The sequence below is a fragment of the Sphingomonas sp. Sph1(2015) genome (assembly GCF_001970915.1).
Lineage (GTDB): Bacteria > Pseudomonadota > Alphaproteobacteria > Sphingomonadales > Sphingomonadaceae > Sphingomonas > Sphingomonas parapaucimobilis.
Map to the genome: position 1 here is coordinate 61,790 of NZ_MQUI01000008.1, position 15,637 is coordinate 77,426.

A 15,637-nucleotide genomic window follows, 5' to 3' on the forward strand; every position below is an offset into this window, starting at 1 on the left:
CGGGCTGACACGTCTGTGACCGGCATCCGCAATTCCCTTGTCCGACCGTGATGGAACGGTCAGCATTCCCGGCCCACCCCTTCGCGCCAATGCGTAGATTACCGGAGGCGCTGAGGGTGCGGCCGTCATCCTCCGTATAAGTGCGGATTTTTTGGCCGGGCGATCTGCAAGAAAAGGGCCGCCGGATCGCCGCCGATGCCTGGCGACGCCAATCGAAGGAGGTTCGTCATGAAGAAGAGCGACAGCCAAGTGCAGGAAGACGTTATGGAAGAGCTGGTCTGGGAACCCAGCGTCGACCATGCCGATATCGGTGTTTCGGTTCATGACGGTGTCGTGACCCTGTCCGGCTATGTCAAAAGCTATCCCGAGAAGCAGGCCGCGGAAGCGGCGGCACGCCGGGTGGCGGGCGTCCGCGCGATCGCGGAGGACATCAAGGTCCGGTTCAGCACGCAACCGAAGACCGCCGATCATGAAATCGCCAAGCGCATCGTCGATGTCTTCACCTGGAACGTGCTCGTTCCCGTCAACGATATCTCGGTGAAGGTAGAGCATGGCTGGGTGACGCTGGGCGGTACGGTGCAATGGGCCTATCAGCGCGACGAGGCGCGCAAGGCGGCGGGGCGGATCAACGGCGTCATCGGTGTCACCAACCTGATCTCGGTGCGCACCGCCCCCGTGGCGAGCGATGTGCGCGAGCGCATCCTGGCGGCCTTCAAGCGGCAATCGAACCTGTCGGCAGAGGCCATTACCGTCACGACCGAGGGCAATGCCGTGCGGCTCGGCGGAAAGGTCAACCGTTGGAGCGAGCGCGGCATCGCGGAGCGCGCCGCCTGGGCCGCGCCGGGCGTGACCGATGTGACGGACGACATCATCGTCGCCATCTGATGCACGATCTCAGGACCGCCCGACACTTTGCGGCCTTACAGACCTGCTCCCCATTTTCAGGCCGCTGATACGCCAGCTGCGATGTTATCAGGCCCGTGGCGGTGGGCGGTTGGTGAACTCGGCGGGTTCCATCCCGCCGAGGCTGCTGTGCGGTCATGTGGTGCCGAAATCGGCCTGCCTGCCTCAAGGCGGTATCGTCGTTAGATAGCGGCGAACCGTACCCCGACTTCGGACCACTTGCCTGGTCAGTGCGTCCACTCCTGCGCAGCGGGAGGGGTTGCAAAATTGCCACCGGGGCATTGCCCACGGGTCGGCGCTGCCCAGCGCGGCAAGTGACCCTAATCGCGATCCTGCTCCAGCCCGGTCCTTCGACCAGCGGTTTTGCGATCCGACCCCTTCCGCCCCGGGCAATTCATCCTGACCCGAACGGACGACAAAGTCATAAGACAAGCACTTTGGCATCCGCCCGCATCTTTGCTAGTGGCGTGATCGAATAGCTTTTCAGGAAACCATTTCCCCCGTGTCCACGCCGCTCGACAAGATCCGCAACTTCTCCATCATCGCGCATATCGACCATGGCAAGTCGACGCTCGCCGATCGCCTGATCCAGTTCACCGGCGGCCTGACCGACCGCGAGATGAGCGAACAGGTTCTCGATAACATGGAGATCGAGAAGGAACGTGGCATCACCATCAAGGCGCAGACCGTGCGCCTGGCCTACAAGGCGCAGGACGGTGAGACGTACACGCTGAACCTGATGGACACGCCGGGCCATGTCGACTTCGCCTATGAGGTCAGCCGCAGCCTCGCCGCGTGCGAAGGCGCGCTGCTGGTAGTCGACGCCGCGCAGGGCGTCGAGGCGCAGACGCTGGCCAATGTCTATCAGTCGATCGAGCACGACCATGAGATCGTGCCCGTCATCAACAAGATCGACCTTCCCGCCGCCGAACCCGAAAAGGTCCGTGCCGAGATCGAGGATGTGATCGGCATTGACGCCTCGGGCGCGGTGCTGGCCAGTGCGAAGTCGGGCATCGGCATCGGCGATATCCTGGAAGCGATCGTCAAGAACATCCCGGCGCCCAAGGGCGATGCAACCGCGCCGCTCAAGGCGATGCTGGTCGACAGCTGGTACGACCCCTATCTGGGCGTCGTCATCCTGGTCCGCGTGATGGAAGGCACCCTGAAAAAGGGGCAGCAGATCAAGTTCATGCAGGCGGGCACGACCCACCTGATCGACCGGGTCGGCTGTTTCCGGCCCAAGATCGAGCAGCTGACCGAACTGGGCGTCGGCGAGATCGGTTTCATCACCGCGCAGATCAAGGACGTGGCGCAGGCGCGCGTCGGCGACACGCTGACCGACGCCAAGAAGCCGACCGAGCAGGCGCTGCCGGGCTTCAAGGAAGTCCAGCCGGTCGTGTTCTGCGGCCTGTTCCCGGTCGACGCCAACGACTTCGAGAAGTTGCGCGAGTCGATCAGCAAGCTGCGGCTGAACGACGCCTCGTTCAGTTTCGAGATGGAGACCTCGGCCGCATTGGGTTTCGGTTTCCGTTGCGGCTTCCTGGGCCTGCTCCATCTGGAAATCATCCAGGAGCGGCTGACCCGCGAATACGACCTCGACCTCATCACCACCGCGCCGTCGGTGGTCTATCAGATCGAGTTGAGCCATGGCGGTGGGCAGATCGACCTGCACAACCCGGCCGACATGCCCGATCCCAACAAGATCGCGTCGATCGCCGAGCCGTGGATCGAGGCGACCATCTATGTCCCCGACGAATATCTTGGCTCCATCCTGAAGCTGTGCCAGGACCGGCGCGGCATCCAGAAGAACCTGACCTATGTCGGTGGGCGCGCGCAGGCGACCTATGAACTGCCGCTCAACGAAGTCGTGTTCGACTTCTACGACCGGCTGAAGTCGCTGTCGAAGGGCTATGCCAGCTTCGACTATCACCAGATCGGCTATCGCGAGGGCGACCTTGTGAAGATGTCGATCCTGGTCAACGAAGAGCCGGTCGACGCGCTGTCGATGATCGTCCACCGCGGCACCGCCGAGACGCGCGGGCGTGGCATGTGCGAGCGGCTGAAGGAACTGATCCCGCGCCACCTGTTCAAGATTCCGATCCAGGCGGCGATCGGCGGCAAGGTGATCGCGCGTGAGACGATCAGCGCCATGCGCAAGGACGTGACCGCCAAATGCTATGGCGGTGACGCAACGCGTAAGCGCAAGCTGCTGGAAAAGCAGAAAAAGGGTAAGGCGAAGATGCGCGAATACGGCTCGGTCAGCATCCCGCAGGAAGCCTTCATCGCCGCGCTCCGCATGGGGGATGAGGCGTAAAAGCCCTTTCCCCCCGACACGGGGAGGGGGACTACCGCGAAGCGGTGGTGGAGGGGTTTCTCCACATGGCTTTGCCTTGCTGGAAGCCCCCCTCCGACAGTCCTTCTGGCTGCCACCTCCCCGTGCCGGGGAGGATTTGGTGGGATAAAATCGTTCCTTGTGCGTTACAGCCGTCTGACGCCATGAAGGCGAAAAGGGGGCTGTCGATGAAGGGGTTTCGGTTTGTCGCGCTGATCGGCGCATTGTGCGTGTCCGCACCCGTGCTCGCGCAGAACCGTGCCCCGCTGGTCCTTGCCGCCGCCAGCCTTCAGGAATCGATGACGGCCGCCGCCGATGCCTGGGCGAAGAAGGGGCATCCGCGCCCGGTCATCTCCTTCGCAGCCTCGTCCGCCCTCGCGCGACAGGTGCAGGCGGGCGGCAAGGCCGATCTGTTCGCTTCGGCCGACGAAGAATGGATGGACGTCCTGCAAAAGGACGGGCTGCTGGCCGACAGCACCCGCAGTGCGTTCCTGGCCAACCGCCTGGTCGTGATCGCACCCGCGGGCAAGGGCAGGCAGGTCACGACGCGCACGCTGGGCAGGACGCTGTCCGCCGGGCCGCTCGCCATGGCCGATACCGACAGCGTGCCTGCGGGCAAATATGGCAAGGCGGCGCTCGAGAAGCTGGGCGCCTGGGCCATGGTCGCACCGCATGTCGTGCGCGCCGAAAATGTTCGTGCCGCGCTCGCCCTTGTCGAGCGGGGTGCGGCCCCTTACGGCATCGTCTATGCCACCGACGCCAAGGCCTCGTCGCGCGTCCGCGTGGCGGGCCTGTTCCCGGCGGCGAGCCATCCGCCGATCACCTATCCGCTCGCCCGGCTGAAAGCCTCGACCAACCCGGAGGGCGAGGGCTTCCGCCGCTTCCTGCTGTCGGGCGAAGGCAAGGCGATCTTCCGCCGCTTTGGTTTCGCGACGCGATGACGGCCTGATGCTGTCGGCCGAGGAATGGGGGATCGTTCGCCTGTCGCTGCTGGTCGGTGGCACGGCGATGCTCGTGACGCTGCCGATCGCGTTCGTCCTGGCCTGGGCCTTGGCGCGGTGGCGGTTTCCGGGACGGGTGCTGCTCGACGGGATCGTCCATCTGCCGCTGGTCGTGCCGCCCGTCGTCACCGGCTGGGTGTTGCTGCTGGCCTTCGGGCCGGAAGGGCCGGTCGGGCGCTGGCTGGCGGCGTGGTTCGGGGTAAGCGTGCTGTTCCGCTGGACGGGAGCGGCGATCGCGGCGGGTGTCATGGCGCTGCCGCTGGTCGTGCGCGCCATCCGTTTGTCGATCGAGGCGGTCGATCCCCGGCTGGAGCAGGCCGCCCGGACCCTGGGGGCCGGGCGGGTGCGGGTCTTCGCCACCATCACCCTGCCGCTTTGCGCACCGGGCGTCCTCGCGGGGCTGGTGCTGGGCTTCGCACGCTCGATCGGGGAGTTCGGAGCAACGATCACCTTCGTCTCCAATGTGCCCGGCGAGACGGCGACCCTGCCGCTGGCCATCTATTCCGCGCTTCAGCGGCCCGGCGGCGAGGACATGGTATGGCGACTGGCCAGCGTGTCGGTGGTGCTGTCGCTGGTCGCGCTCGTTGCCTCCGAATGGCTGGCGCGTCGGATGGGGCGGGGGCTGCATGTCCTTTGACGTCGACGTCACGGTGCGGCGTGGCGAAGGGCAGGTCGCGGCCTGCTTCGCCAGCGGGCCAGGTGCGACCGTGCTGTTCGGGCCGTCAGGCGTGGGCAAGACCACGATCCTGCAAATGGTTGCCGGGCTCGTCCGGCCGGACGCGGGCCATGTAAGGGTCGCGGGCGAGACGCTGTTCGATTCCGCTGCCCGTATCGATGTCCGTGCCGAGCATCGCCGTATAGGCTATGTCTTTCAGGAACCACGACTATTCCCGCACCGGCGGGTTGCGGCCAATCTGCGCTATGGGATGGGGCGGGGCATTGCGCAGGGCGGGGGCGACTGGGACGGCGTCATCGCGATGCTGGGCATCGGCCATCTGCTGGACCGCTGGCCGCGAAGCCTGTCGGGCGGAGAGGCCCGGCGCGTGGCGATCGGGCGAGCGCTGCTCAGCAACCCGCGCGTGCTGCTCCTCGACGAGCCGCTGTCCTCGCTCGATCGGGCACGGCGGGGGGATATCCTGGATGCGCTGGAGGTCGTGCGCGACCATAGCGGCATCCCGATCCTGATGGTCACGCACGACCCGGAGGAAGCCGAACGGATCGCCACCGCCATCGTCCGGCTCTAGCGCGGTGCCTTGGCGGGCGGATCGGCGCACCACAGGACCTGCGCGATCAGCCGGGGTCTGGGACAGGCGCGGTCGGGCAGGGGGAACGCTTGTCCTGGATGCCACAGCTTCAACCGGCGCAAGGTCTCGGGCATTTCCGAATCGATCACCGCCAATGGATTGCCGTCACCATAACGCGTTCCGCTGCGATAGCGCAGGACGGGGGCGTAACGACCACCGGCATTCATCCGGTTCACGGTGATCCAGAAGCCGAACGGTGCATCGGATGTGGGCACGGCGGAAATGATCGCGCCGCGCAGCGGACCCGTTTCGACGAAGCGCACCTCCTGGTTGTTGTTGCGGCTCGTCTGTTGGCGAAAGACGGGCACGAAGCGGTCGCCCGTGCGGTCATAGGACAGCGCCATGCGGCCGACGCGCTGGTCGCCATTGCCGGCATGGACGCTGGCGACCTGGACCCAGAGCAGCGCACGTTCGGCGCTGGGGCGGACGATCCGTGCGGTTTCCAGATAATGGGCTTCATCGAACGCGTCGGGCTGGTCCGGACCGGCGAGCAGGTCGTCGAGCGCGGGACGACAGGTCTTCCCGCTATTGCGAGTCAGGCAAAGATGGAGCTTGCCCGGTGCCGTATTGCCGCCCGGGTCTTCCACGTCCGGCCCCTGGCTTGCCACAAGCCGCCAGCCGGGGGCCAGGGCAGAAAGGTCTACCGGAGCTGGCGCGGCGGCAATGGCGGGCAGCGCCAGAACGGCGAGCCATGGGAGCAGTCGATCATGGCCCCGACGCGCTTTCATGTCCTTCCTCCTCTACCGCCCTATGAACGAATGTGCCGCGACGTGGATGGCCGCCTCATAAAGTCCGTGTGACATTCCCGTCAGGGGTGTCAGAACAGCGTCGTCAGCAATACGCCGCCGATGATCGCGATTCCCGACAGGATCTGCCGCGCGCCCAGTCGCTCGCGGAACAGCCGGTGTCCGGCCATGGCAGCGATGGGGGCCTCGATGATGCCCAGCGCACGAACCGGCGCGGCGGGGGACAGGGCGAGCGCCACGAACCACCCCGCCGAGGCGCAGGCCCCGCACAACCCCGCGCCCAGCGACGGTTGCCAGCGGCGCGCCACCTCGACCAGCGTCGCCGGATCGCGCCAGGCGAGGATCAGGCCGAGCGCCACCGTCTGCATCGCCTGAACGACGGCGACGCAGACCAGCGCGGCGAAGACCGGGTGGACGGGATCAAGTGCCAGTGCGGCGTGGCGAAAGGCGTTGAGCGAAAAGCCGAAGAACAGCCCCGATGCCAATCCCATCGCTGCACCGATCAGCGAGGCGCGGCGCTGCTCGGGCGGCGGCCAGGACAGGGCGACCAGGCCGGCCGTGGTGATGGCGACGCCGATCCAGGCCACGCCGCTGATCCGGTCATGATAGACGATCAGGCCGAGCAATGCGGCCAGCGGCAGCGAGCTTTGTTGAAGTGCGGTGCCGACCGCGAAGCCGGACCGCTGCATGGCGTCGAGCAGCGCGGCCGTTGCCAGCACCTGAGACGCGGCACCCACGATCGCCGACAGCCAGAAGGCGCCGCTCCAATGGAGGTCGGCCCCCGGCATGACCAAATGGGCCAGCGTGACGAACAGGATCGAGAAGGGCAGGCCGAACAGGAACCGCACCAGCGTCGCCCCCCATGGTCCCGAGGACGCCATGACCCCGCGTTGCAGGGCGTTGCGACCGACCTGAAAGGTCGCGGCCGCGATGGTGGCGGGAATCCATAACGGGTTTGTCATAGGGGAGGCGTCCTGTCGGGCGGGTGAAGTCCGCTCCAAACGAAAAGAGCGGCCCGTTGCCGGACCGCTCGTTCGTGCTTGATGGCAAGTCCACGGATTGCTTGCGCAATCCGGGGCAGCCCGCAACTTAGCGCTTCGAGAACTGGAAGCTGCGACGCGCCTTGGCGCGGCCATACTTCTTACGCTCGACGGTACGGCTGTCGCGGGTCAGGAAGCCAGCGGCCTTGACCGGAGCGCGCAGGATCGGCTCGTACTTGGTCAGCGCCTGGCTGATGCCGTGCTTGACCGCACCGGCCTGGCCCGACAGACCGCCGCCCTTGACGGTGCAGATCACGTCATACTGACCTTCGCGCTCGGTGATGCCGAACACCTGGTTGATGACGAGACGCAGCGTCGGACGTGCGAAATAGACTTCCTGGTCACGACCGTTGATCGTGATCTTGCCCGAACCCGGCTTCAGCCAGACGCGAGCCACGGCGTCCTTACGACGGCCGGTGGCATAGGCGCGGCCGAACTTGTCCAGTTCCTGCTGACGCAGCGGGGTGGTGCTGACGCGCTCGGCGGGAGCGGCAGGCGCTTCACCGGCAGCGGCGGTCTGCGCCGGGGCGGCAGCGGCCTGCTGGTTCAGGGTGGCGCCGAGATCGGCGAGCGACTGGCGGTTATCGGACATTATGCGCCCACCTTGTTCTTGCGGTTCATCGACGCGATGTCGAGGACTTCGGGGTTCTGAGCGGCGTGCGGATGCTCGGTGCCGGCGAAGATGCGCAGGTTGCGCATCTGCTGGCGGCCCAGCGGACCGCGCGGGATCATACGCTCGACGGCCTTTTCCAGGACGCGCTCGGGGAAGCGGCCTTCCAGGACCTTGGCGGCGGTGATGCCCTTGATACCACCGGCATAACCGGTGTGCTTGTAGTACACCTTCTGGCCCAGCTTGTTGCCGGTGAAGCGCACCTTGTCCGCGTTGATGACGATGACATTGTCACCGCAATCGACGTGCGGGGTGAACGACGTCTTGTGCTTGCCGCGCAGGATGTTCGCGATGATGGTGGCGGCACGGCCGACAACCAGACCGTCGGCGTCGACGATATGCCACTTCTTCTCCACCTCGTGCGGCTTGGCCGCCTTGGTGGTCTTCATGAGCGCCTTCATGGGCGTGAGACCTTTCGGTTTGAAATGCAACACGCCGCCCGTGAACCCGGGCGGCGCGAACAAGGGTCCAATGCTGGAGGACCCCCAAAATGTCAAGCAAAGTGGGGCTTTGCTGACGGGTATTATGATACCTTGCGGTTTTGCCCGACGCTTCCCAGGCAATGCGCGGCGGCGGTCGCGGCGATCAGCAGGAGGGCGGCATTGGCCTGATGCGCGACCGCGATGTCGATCTGCACGCCCGACAACAGCGTGGCGATGCCCAGGCCGATCTGGACGACGACCAGCACGATGACCAGCCAGCCCGCACGCAATGCGCCGTGCCGGATCGCCCGCGCGGCCATCCAGACGAGCAGCCCCGCCGCCGCGAAGGCGAACCAGCGATGGATGAACTGCACCACGACCGGGTTGTCGAAGACATTGGCTATGGCGGGCGTCATCATCGGCGTGCCGACCGGGAACCAGGCGTCGCCCATCAGCGGCCAGCTGGAAAAGGCATAGCCCGCATCCAGCCCTGCGGTCAGCGCACCGAACATCAACTGGACGAACAGCGTGACGATCGCACCCGCGCCGAGCAGCGTCAGCCGGGCCGGGGCCGCCAGGCGGTTGCGATGAAGCGCCATCAGGTCGAGCGCGGTCCACACGATCCCAGCCAGGATGAACAGCGCGGTCAGCAGATGCACCGCCAGCCGGATATGGCTGACGTCCGTGCGCTCGACGAGGCCCGACGCGACCATCCACCAGCCCACCGCCCCCTGCAATCCGCCCAGCGCCAGCAGCGCGACGAGGCGCGGCTTGTAGCCCGCCGGAATGGCCTTCCTCGCCCAGAACCAGATCAGGGGCAGGGCAAAGGCCATGCCGATCACCCGCCCCAGGACACGGTGCAGATATTCCCAGAAGAAGATCGCCTTGAACCCGGCCAGCGTCATGTCGCGGTTGAAGGTCCAATATTCGGGAATGCGCTTGTAATTGGCGAATTCGGCCTGCCACTGCGCATCGGTCAGCGGCGGCACGATGCCGGTGATCGGCTTCCACTCGGTGATCGACAGGCCGCTATTGGTCAGGCGCGTGATGCCGCCGACCACGACCATGGCGACGATCAGCCCGGCGACCGCGAACAACCAGCGGGCCAGGCTGCGGGGGCGGGCAGTAATCATGAAGGCGGGGCTCGGTTGCAGCATGATGCCATCATAGAGTTTCGCACCCGCGCGCGATAGTGGACCGAATGCCCCGCCGCCCGGACCTTGCCCGGCGGGGCGGCACCGCCTAAATCCCCTTCATGGCGCATGTTCACACCCATCAGGAGCCCCAGGGGGCCGACCTCTCCGTCGCGGCCAAGGCTACCCTGGAGCGCGCCGGGGAACAGTGGACGGCGATGCGCGCCAGCGTGTTCGAGGCGCTGGCCGGGTTCGACAAGCCCGCCTCGGCCTATGACATCGCCGATGTCATGTCGCAGTCGCAGGGGCGGCGCGTGGCGGCGAACAGCGTCTATCGCATCCTCGACCTGTTCGTCGGCGCGAATCTGGCCCGCCGGGTGGAGAGCGCCAATGCCTATGTCGCCAACGCGCATCCCGACTGCCTGCACGACTGCATCTTCCTGGTTTGCGACAAGTGCGGGCAGATCACGCATATCGACGATGATCGCCTGACCGGCGCGGTCCGCGACGCGGCTGTCGGTGCGGGGTTTCGCCCCGAGCGGCCGGTGATCGAAGTGCGCGGTCGCTGCGGGGATTGTTCCGGGGACTGATCCATTTCTATTCCTCCCCGATGCGGGGAGGTGGCAGCGCGCAGCGCTGACGGAGGGGGGCTTCCGCAAAGGTCGTCGCTGGCGGCACGCCCCCTCCACCAGCTTCGCTGGTCCCCCTACCCGTGCCGGGGAGGGTAAATGGATCCAGGCGAGAACTTAGCTCATTCCCGCAAATCCGCCAGCGTGTCCGACGTACATGTCATTTTGCAACATTGACACGCGCGCAAAAACAGGAAATGAATGCTGGTAACGTTACCAGATAAAACAGAATCAAAAGGGATGAGGATGATGATGAAGACGGGAACGCGCACCCGGCGGCTGCGCCGTCACGCTCTGGGCGCAGCCAGCCTGATGGTTCTGGCGGGCGGCATGATGGCCGCACCGGCCTGGGCGCAGGTCCCGCCGAACCAGGCAGCGCAGTACGCTTCATCCGATCCGACAGCCGTTCAGACCCCTGCGCCCCAGACCGATCAGGCTGATGAAGGCCCGACCCGCGACATCATCGTGACCGGATCGCGCATCACCACCGGCGGCTTCACCGCACCGACCCCGACCACGGTGATCGGCGAGGAACAGATCGCCGCCAACGCCCAGCCCAACGTCTTCACCACGGTCGCCCAGCTTCCCTCGCTCCAGGGTTCGACCGGCACCGCGACGAACACCTTCAGCACGTCGAGCGGCCAGCAGGGCCTCAGTTCCTTCTCGCTGCGCGGCGTCGGGGCGATCCGCACCCTGACCCTGCTCGACGGGCAGCGCGTCGTCGGCGCGAACGTGACGGGCGTCCCCGACATCAGCCTTTTCCCGCAGCTGCTCATCAAGCGCGTCGATGTCGTGAACGGCGGTGCCTCCGCCTCCTACGGCTCGGACGCGGTCGGCGGTGTGGTAAACTTCATCACCGATACCCGGTTCAAGGGGATCAAGGGCAATGTCCAGGGCGGCGTGACCACCTATGGCGACGATCAGCAGGTGCTGGTCCAGCTGGCGGGCGGCACCAGCCTGCTCAACGACACGGTGCATGTGATCGCGAGCACCGAATATGCGCACGAGGACGGCGTCGGCGGGGGCGACTTCGGCATCAATCTGGCCAATGGCCGCGACTGGTTCCGCCAGTCGACGCTGATCAACCGCAACGTCCTGAACGACGGGTCGCCGCAATATCTGTTCCGCGACTATGCCCAGTCCTACAATTATACGAAGTACGGCCTCATCACTGCCGGGCCGCTACAGGGCATCGCCTTCGACCAGTCGGGCAATCCGTTCCAGTTCCAGTACGGCTCGAACGGCGTGCCCGCGCGCGACGCGGCGGGCAATGTTCGGGGCTGTCTGCCCGGCTTCTGCCAGGGTGGCGACCTGTCGGGCAATGTCGATGCCGGACGCTCGCTCCAGTCGAAGATCCAGCGCGTCAACGGCTATGGTCGTATAGGCTATGACTTCGCCCCCAATGGCGAGCTTTACGGCACGATCAACATCGGCCAGGTCAAGACCAACAACCAGCCGGTCGGCGGGCAGAACCGCCCGAACCTGACCATCCAGTGCGCCAACCCTTACGTCCCCGCGCTGGTCAAGGCACAGTGCGCCACGGCGGGCATCACCAATTTCCAGTATGGCACCAGCAACGCGGCGCTGGGCAACACCCAGGTCTATACCGATCGCCGCCAGTTCCGCTTCGTCGCAGGCGCCAAGGGACGTGAGAGCGTCGCCGGATCCGACTGGTCCTACGACATGTATTTCGAACACGGCACCAACTACACCGATGTCGATGTCAGCAACATCATGCTGTCGCGCCGCTTCAACCAGGCGATCAACGCGACCACGCTGAACGGCGCGATCGTCTGCGCCGATGCGACCGCGCGCGCCAACGGGTGCCAGCCGCTCAATATCTTCGGCGGCAATCCCTCGGCGGCGGCGATCAGCTATATCATGCCGCAATATGGTCCCTATCAGCGGACCCGCCAGACTCAGGACGTCATCAGCCTGAACTTCTCGGGCTCGCCCTTCTCGTCCTGGGCCGGGCCGGTGTCGGTCGCGTTCGGCGGCGAGTTCCGCCACGAATTCTACCGCGTGCGCGCCGACCCTTACGGCGCGGGCTTCGCCAACACGCCCGCCAATGCCAACTACCCGGCCGACCCGGCGCTGCTGGCCGACGGCAACAACTGGTATGCGGGCAATTACAAGAACGGGACCGGCGCCTATAGCGTGAAGGAAGCGTTCGTCGAGGCGAACCTGCCGGTCATCAACTCGGACGCGGGCGGCCGTGCCAACATCAACGGCGCGGTGCGCGTCACCGACTACAGCACCTCGGGCACGGTCTGGGCGTGGAAGATCGGCGGCACCTGGGACCTGCCGGTCGATGGCCTGCGCATTCGCGGCGTGACCTCGCGCGACGTGCGCGCGCCCAACTTGTCGGAGCTGTTCGCCGCGCCGGTCACCACGACGCTGCCGGGCTTTTTCGATCCCTTCCGCAACGTCAATGTGCTGGCGCTGCAGAACACCATCGGCAACGTCAACCTGACGCCCGAGATCGCGCGCAACACCACGCTGGGCATCGCCTTCTCCAATTCGCAGGCGATACCGGGCCTCAGCCTGTCGGTCGACTATTACAAGATCAAGATCACCGACGTCATCTCCAGCCTGGGCGCACAGGACATCGTCAACCTGTGCTATCTCAACATCGCGCCCGAGACGTGCGGCGTGTTCAACCTGAACAACCCCAACGGCCCGAACTTCATCAATGTCCAGTCGTTCAACCTGGCCTCGATCCTGACCGACGGTTTCGATATCGAGGCGAGCTATCGCTGGCGCAATCCGCTGGGCCTGCCGGGCAACCTGACGCTGCGGGCGCTGGCGACCAATATCCGGCGCTTCATCACCGATACCGGCCTGCCGAACACGATCCCGAACGACACGGCGGGCGTGAACATCGGCAACACGCCCAAGTGGAAGTGGCTGGCGGTGCAGACCTATGCCACCGACGACTGGTCGCTGCTGTTGCAGGAACGCTGGTTCAGCGACGGCAAGCTGGGCAATCAGTACATCCAATGCACCACCGGCTGCCCCGCCTCGACCGCGAACCGGCCGACCATCGACAACAACTTCATCCCCGGCGCCTTCTATTTCGACATTGGCGGCACCTATAATGTGAGCAAGGCGGTGACGGCCTATTTTAAGGTCGACAATGTGTTCAACCGCGATCCGGCCAAGTCGCCCTATTTCGTCAACCCGGCGCTCTATGACGTTCTCGGGCGGGTGTACCGCGCGGGCGTGCGCTTCAACTTCTGACGGGGACCCACATGATGACGAAGTCGCGGACGATCGCATCCCTGCTGCTGGCCGCGTCGGGGGCTGCGCTGGCGGCCGACCGGCCGGGGAGCAACCCGATCATCCGCGACCGCTTCACGGCGGATCCCGCGCCGCTGGTCGTGGGAAACACGCTGTACCTCTATGTCGGGCATGACGAAGCGCAGCGCGACGAGATGTTCAACATGAAGGAGTGGCTGGTCTATTCCACCACCGACATGAAGAGCTGGACGCCGCACGGCGCCATCATGAACGTCAAGGACTTCAAATGGGCCAAGAAGGACGCCTGGGCCAGCCAGGCGATCTATAGACACGGCAAATACTGGTTCTACACTGCGGTCGAGCATGACAACAGCCATCCGGGCAAGGCGATCGCGGTCGCGGTGTCCGACAAGCCCACCGGCCCGTTCGTCGATGCCAAGGGATCGGCGCTCATCACCAACGAGATGACGCCGAAGGGTACGCATAGCTGGGAAGACATCGATCCGACCGTCATGACCGATGACGACGGCACGACCTGGATCGCCTGGGGCAACCGGCAATGCTATATCGCCAGGCTGAAGCCCAACATGATCGAGATCGACGGCCCGATCACCGAGATCACGCCGCCGCACTTCGAGGAGGGGCCGTGGCTGCACAAGCGCGGCAAGCTTTATTACCTGACCTATGCCTCGCTGGACCGGACGACGCAGCGGGACGAGCATATCTCCTACGCCACCGCGACCTCGCTGAAGGGGCCATGGACCTATCGCGGGCTGCTGACGGGTTCGGGCAAGTACAGCTTTACGATCCATCCGGGCATCGCCGAGTTCAAGGGCAAGTCCTACCTGTTCCTGCACAATGCGAACCTCGCCATCGGCGACCAGAGCGGCGCGATCGGACGGCGCGCGGTGACGGTCGAGCGGCTTTACTATAATTCCGACGGGACGATGAAGCCGGTCGTGCAGACCGATGCTGGTGTGACGGCTTCGGCGCGGTAAGGGCTAATGGAGCATGGCATTTTACGGTTTCAGGCCGAACCCCTCCCCTTTAGGGGAGGGGCTGGGGTGGGGCATCTCCACGAGCCGCTTGTTTGCGGAAGCGCCCCACCCCCTGCCCCTCCCCTGAAGGGGAGGGGAGACTGTACGTCATGCCATCCGATTCTAGTAACGCGGCGGGGCCGTGGAATCGCGTTCGATCAGTTGATGCTCCAGCACCGTGACGCGCGGCTGGCCGTTCGGCGCCGGAACCCCGCCTCGAATCTCCTGGATCAGCCTTTGCAACGCCTCGGTCGCCAGCGCGCGGACGGGTTGGTGGATGGTGGTCAGCGGCGGCCAGAGCGTCGTTGCGGCGGTGCTGTCGTCGAAGCCCACCACGGTCAGGTCGCCCGGCACGTCCAGATGCCGCCGATGCGCGACCGAGACGATCGCGGCAGCCATGTCGTCGTTGCTGGCGAAGATCGCGGTTGGCGGGCTTTCCCCGGCCAGCAGTTCCTCGCCTGCCCGCAGGCCCGAGGCATAGCTGTAATCGCCCTGGACGATCCGCGTTTCGAGACCGCCTTCTTCCTCGACCGCGCGGCAAAAGCCCGCCAGTCGCTCGATACTGGCCGACTGGCCGGGATTGCCGTGGACGAAGCCGATGCGGCGATGGCCCAGGGCGATCAGGTGGCGGGTCATGTCATAGGCGGCGCGCGCATTGTCGATCCAGACGGACACGGCATCGGGCGCGACGCCGCCGATCACCGCCATGGGCAACCGTGCCTCGCGGATGATGTCGCGGACGAAGTCGGATTCACCCAGCGGCGGGGCCAGGATGACCCCCGCGATCCGCTGGTCGATCAGCCCCTCGATCGCCTCGCGCGTCGGCGGGCGGCCCTGTTCGCCCTTCAGGAGGAACAGCTGCGCCGCGCGGGTCGAGGCTTCTTCGAACACGCCGACCAGCAATTCGCTCATGAAGGCGGCGCTGGGGTTGGAATAGATGACGCCGATGCGGACCTCGCTGGCCGTCACCAGGCTGCGCGCCATCAGATTGGGGGTGTAGTTCAGCCGCTTGATGACCTCGCGGACATGGACGCGCACTTCGTCGCGCACGCCCGCATCGCCATTGATGACGCGCGAGACGGTCATGGGCGAGACGCCAGCCTCCTTGGCCACGTCGATGATGGTCACGCCGCGTGGGCGCTTTCGGGTCTTGGTCACGGTCATCCTGTCCCGTCATCGG

General features: G+C 65.6%; 14 protein-coding genes. 8 read left to right on the top strand and 6 right to left on the bottom strand.

Annotated features, from left to right (window positions below):
• Positions 1 to 228: 228 nt before the first annotated feature.
• The 5 genes from BSZ14_RS05340 (at position 229) to BSZ14_RS05360 (ending at position 5,480) form a co-directional block, all read left to right on the top strand.
• Positions 229 to 885, top strand: a complete 657-nt coding sequence (locus BSZ14_RS05340; RefSeq protein WP_083748123.1) for a BON domain-containing protein — start codon at positions 229 to 231, stop codon at positions 883 to 885.
• A 520-nt stretch (positions 886 to 1,405) separates the two neighbouring features.
• Entirely contained in the window at positions 1,406 to 3,217 is a 1,812-nt protein-coding gene (gene lepA, locus BSZ14_RS05345) for a translation elongation factor 4 (RefSeq protein WP_076710120.1), read from the top strand.
• Positions 3,218 to 3,423: 206 nt separating this feature from the next.
• Positions 3,424 to 4,176, top strand: a complete 753-nt coding sequence (gene modA, locus BSZ14_RS05350) for a molybdate ABC transporter substrate-binding protein (protein ID WP_076710166.1) — start codon at positions 3,424 to 3,426, stop codon at positions 4,174 to 4,176.
• Positions 4,177 to 4,183: 7 nt separating this feature from the next.
• Positions 4,184 to 4,873 (top strand): molybdate ABC transporter permease subunit, encoded by a 690-nt coding sequence (gene modB / locus BSZ14_RS05355; RefSeq protein WP_042488059.1) that lies wholly within the window; start codon positions 4,184 to 4,186, stop codon positions 4,871 to 4,873.
• Entirely contained in the window at positions 4,863 to 5,480 is a 618-nt protein-coding gene (locus BSZ14_RS05360) for an ATP-binding cassette domain-containing protein (protein WP_076710121.1), read from the top strand. Before modB ends, BSZ14_RS05360 begins: the two co-directional genes overlap by 11 nt.
• Here the strand turns inward: BSZ14_RS05360 and BSZ14_RS05365 are convergent.
• The 5 genes from BSZ14_RS05365 to BSZ14_RS05385 all read right to left on the bottom strand — a co-directional run bounded on the left by BSZ14_RS05365 (position 5,477) and on the right by BSZ14_RS05385 (position 9,575).
• Positions 5,477 to 6,268 (bottom strand): hypothetical protein, encoded by a 792-nt coding sequence (locus BSZ14_RS05365; protein WP_139330337.1) that lies wholly within the window; start codon positions 6,266 to 6,268, stop codon positions 5,477 to 5,479. The two genes, BSZ14_RS05360 and BSZ14_RS05365, sit on opposite strands and share 4 nt — an antisense overlap.
• A gap of 89 nt (positions 6,269 to 6,357) precedes the next feature.
• Positions 6,358 to 7,248 (bottom strand): DMT family transporter, encoded by an 891-nt coding sequence (locus tag BSZ14_RS05370; RefSeq protein WP_076710123.1) that lies wholly within the window; start codon positions 7,246 to 7,248, stop codon positions 6,358 to 6,360.
• A gap of 127 nt (positions 7,249 to 7,375) precedes the next feature.
• On the bottom strand, positions 7,376 to 7,918 hold the full coding sequence (gene rpsI / locus BSZ14_RS05375; RefSeq protein WP_076710124.1) for a 30S ribosomal protein S9: 543 nt from the start codon (positions 7,916 to 7,918) through the stop codon (positions 7,376 to 7,378).
• Positions 7,918 to 8,397, bottom strand: a complete 480-nt coding sequence (rplM, locus tag BSZ14_RS05380; protein WP_042488064.1) for a 50S ribosomal protein L13 — start codon at positions 8,395 to 8,397, stop codon at positions 7,918 to 7,920. The genes rpsI and rplM overlap by 1 nt, the downstream gene beginning before the upstream one ends.
• A 122-nt stretch (positions 8,398 to 8,519) precedes the next feature.
• Complete coding sequence (locus BSZ14_RS05385) at positions 8,520 to 9,575, bottom strand: COX15/CtaA family protein (RefSeq protein ID WP_241823647.1); 1,056 nt, start codon at positions 9,573 to 9,575, stop codon at positions 8,520 to 8,522.
• Positions 9,576 to 9,673: 98 nt separating this feature from the next.
• On the opposite strand from BSZ14_RS05385, the gene BSZ14_RS05390 reads away from it, so the two are divergent.
• The 3 genes from BSZ14_RS05390 (at position 9,674) to BSZ14_RS05400 (ending at position 14,418) form a co-directional block, all read left to right on the top strand.
• Positions 9,674 to 10,141, top strand: a complete 468-nt coding sequence (locus BSZ14_RS05390; protein ID WP_042487967.1) for a Fur family transcriptional regulator — start codon at positions 9,674 to 9,676, stop codon at positions 10,139 to 10,141.
• A gap of 285 nt (positions 10,142 to 10,426) precedes the next feature.
• The gene (locus BSZ14_RS05395; RefSeq protein ID WP_083748124.1) at positions 10,427 to 13,420 is read left to right on the top strand and encodes a TonB-dependent receptor plug domain-containing protein; all 2,994 of its coding nucleotides are present in this window, start codon (positions 10,427 to 10,429) and stop codon (positions 13,418 to 13,420) included.
• A gap of 11 nt (positions 13,421 to 13,431) precedes the next feature.
• The gene (locus BSZ14_RS05400) at positions 13,432 to 14,418 is read left to right on the top strand and encodes a glycoside hydrolase family 43 protein (protein WP_076710125.1); all 987 of its coding nucleotides are present in this window, start codon (positions 13,432 to 13,434) and stop codon (positions 14,416 to 14,418) included.
• Between the two features lie 162 nt (positions 14,419 to 14,580).
• On the opposite strand, the gene BSZ14_RS05405 is transcribed toward BSZ14_RS05400, so the two are convergent.
• The gene (locus tag BSZ14_RS05405) at positions 14,581 to 15,621 is read right to left on the bottom strand and encodes a LacI family DNA-binding transcriptional regulator (RefSeq protein ID WP_076710126.1); all 1,041 of its coding nucleotides are present in this window, start codon (positions 15,619 to 15,621) and stop codon (positions 14,581 to 14,583) included.
• Between the last annotated feature and the right edge of the window lie 16 nt (positions 15,622 to 15,637).

Bases quoted from the DNA above. Each gene is read 5' to 3' on its own strand.
- BSZ14_RS05340 (WP_083748123.1), top strand. From the start codon at position 229: ATGAAGAAGAGCGACAGCCAAGTGCAGGAAGACGTTATGGAAGAGCTG.
- modA (WP_076710166.1), top strand. From the start codon at position 3,424: ATGAAGGGGTTTCGGTTTGTCGCGCTGATCGGCGCATTGTGCGTGTCC.
- modB (WP_042488059.1), top strand. From the start codon at position 4,184: ATGCTGTCGGCCGAGGAATGGGGGATCGTTCGCCTGTCGCTGCTGGTC.
- BSZ14_RS05360 (WP_076710121.1), top strand. From the start codon at position 4,863: ATGTCCTTTGACGTCGACGTCACGGTGCGGCGTGGCGAAGGGCAGGTC.
- BSZ14_RS05365 (WP_139330337.1), bottom strand. From the start codon at position 6,268: ATGAAAGCGCGTCGGGGCCATGATCGACTGCTCCCATGGCTCGCCGTT.
- BSZ14_RS05370 (WP_076710123.1), bottom strand. From the start codon at position 7,248: ATGACAAACCCGTTATGGATTCCCGCCACCATCGCGGCCGCGACCTTT.
- rpsI (WP_076710124.1), bottom strand. From the start codon at position 7,918: ATGTCCGATAACCGCCAGTCGCTCGCCGATCTCGGCGCCACCCTGAAC.
- rplM (WP_042488064.1), bottom strand. From the start codon at position 8,397: ATGAAGGCGCTCATGAAGACCACCAAGGCGGCCAAGCCGCACGAGGTG.
- BSZ14_RS05385 (WP_241823647.1), bottom strand. From the start codon at position 9,575: ATGCTGCAACCGAGCCCCGCCTTCATGATTACTGCCCGCCCCCGCAGC.
- BSZ14_RS05390 (WP_042487967.1), top strand. From the start codon at position 9,674: ATGGCGCATGTTCACACCCATCAGGAGCCCCAGGGGGCCGACCTCTCC.
- BSZ14_RS05395 (WP_083748124.1), top strand. From the start codon at position 10,427: ATGATGATGAAGACGGGAACGCGCACCCGGCGGCTGCGCCGTCACGCT.
- BSZ14_RS05400 (WP_076710125.1), top strand. From the start codon at position 13,432: ATGATGACGAAGTCGCGGACGATCGCATCCCTGCTGCTGGCCGCGTCG.
- BSZ14_RS05405 (WP_076710126.1), bottom strand. From the start codon at position 15,621: ATGACCGTGACCAAGACCCGAAAGCGCCCACGCGGCGTGACCATCATC.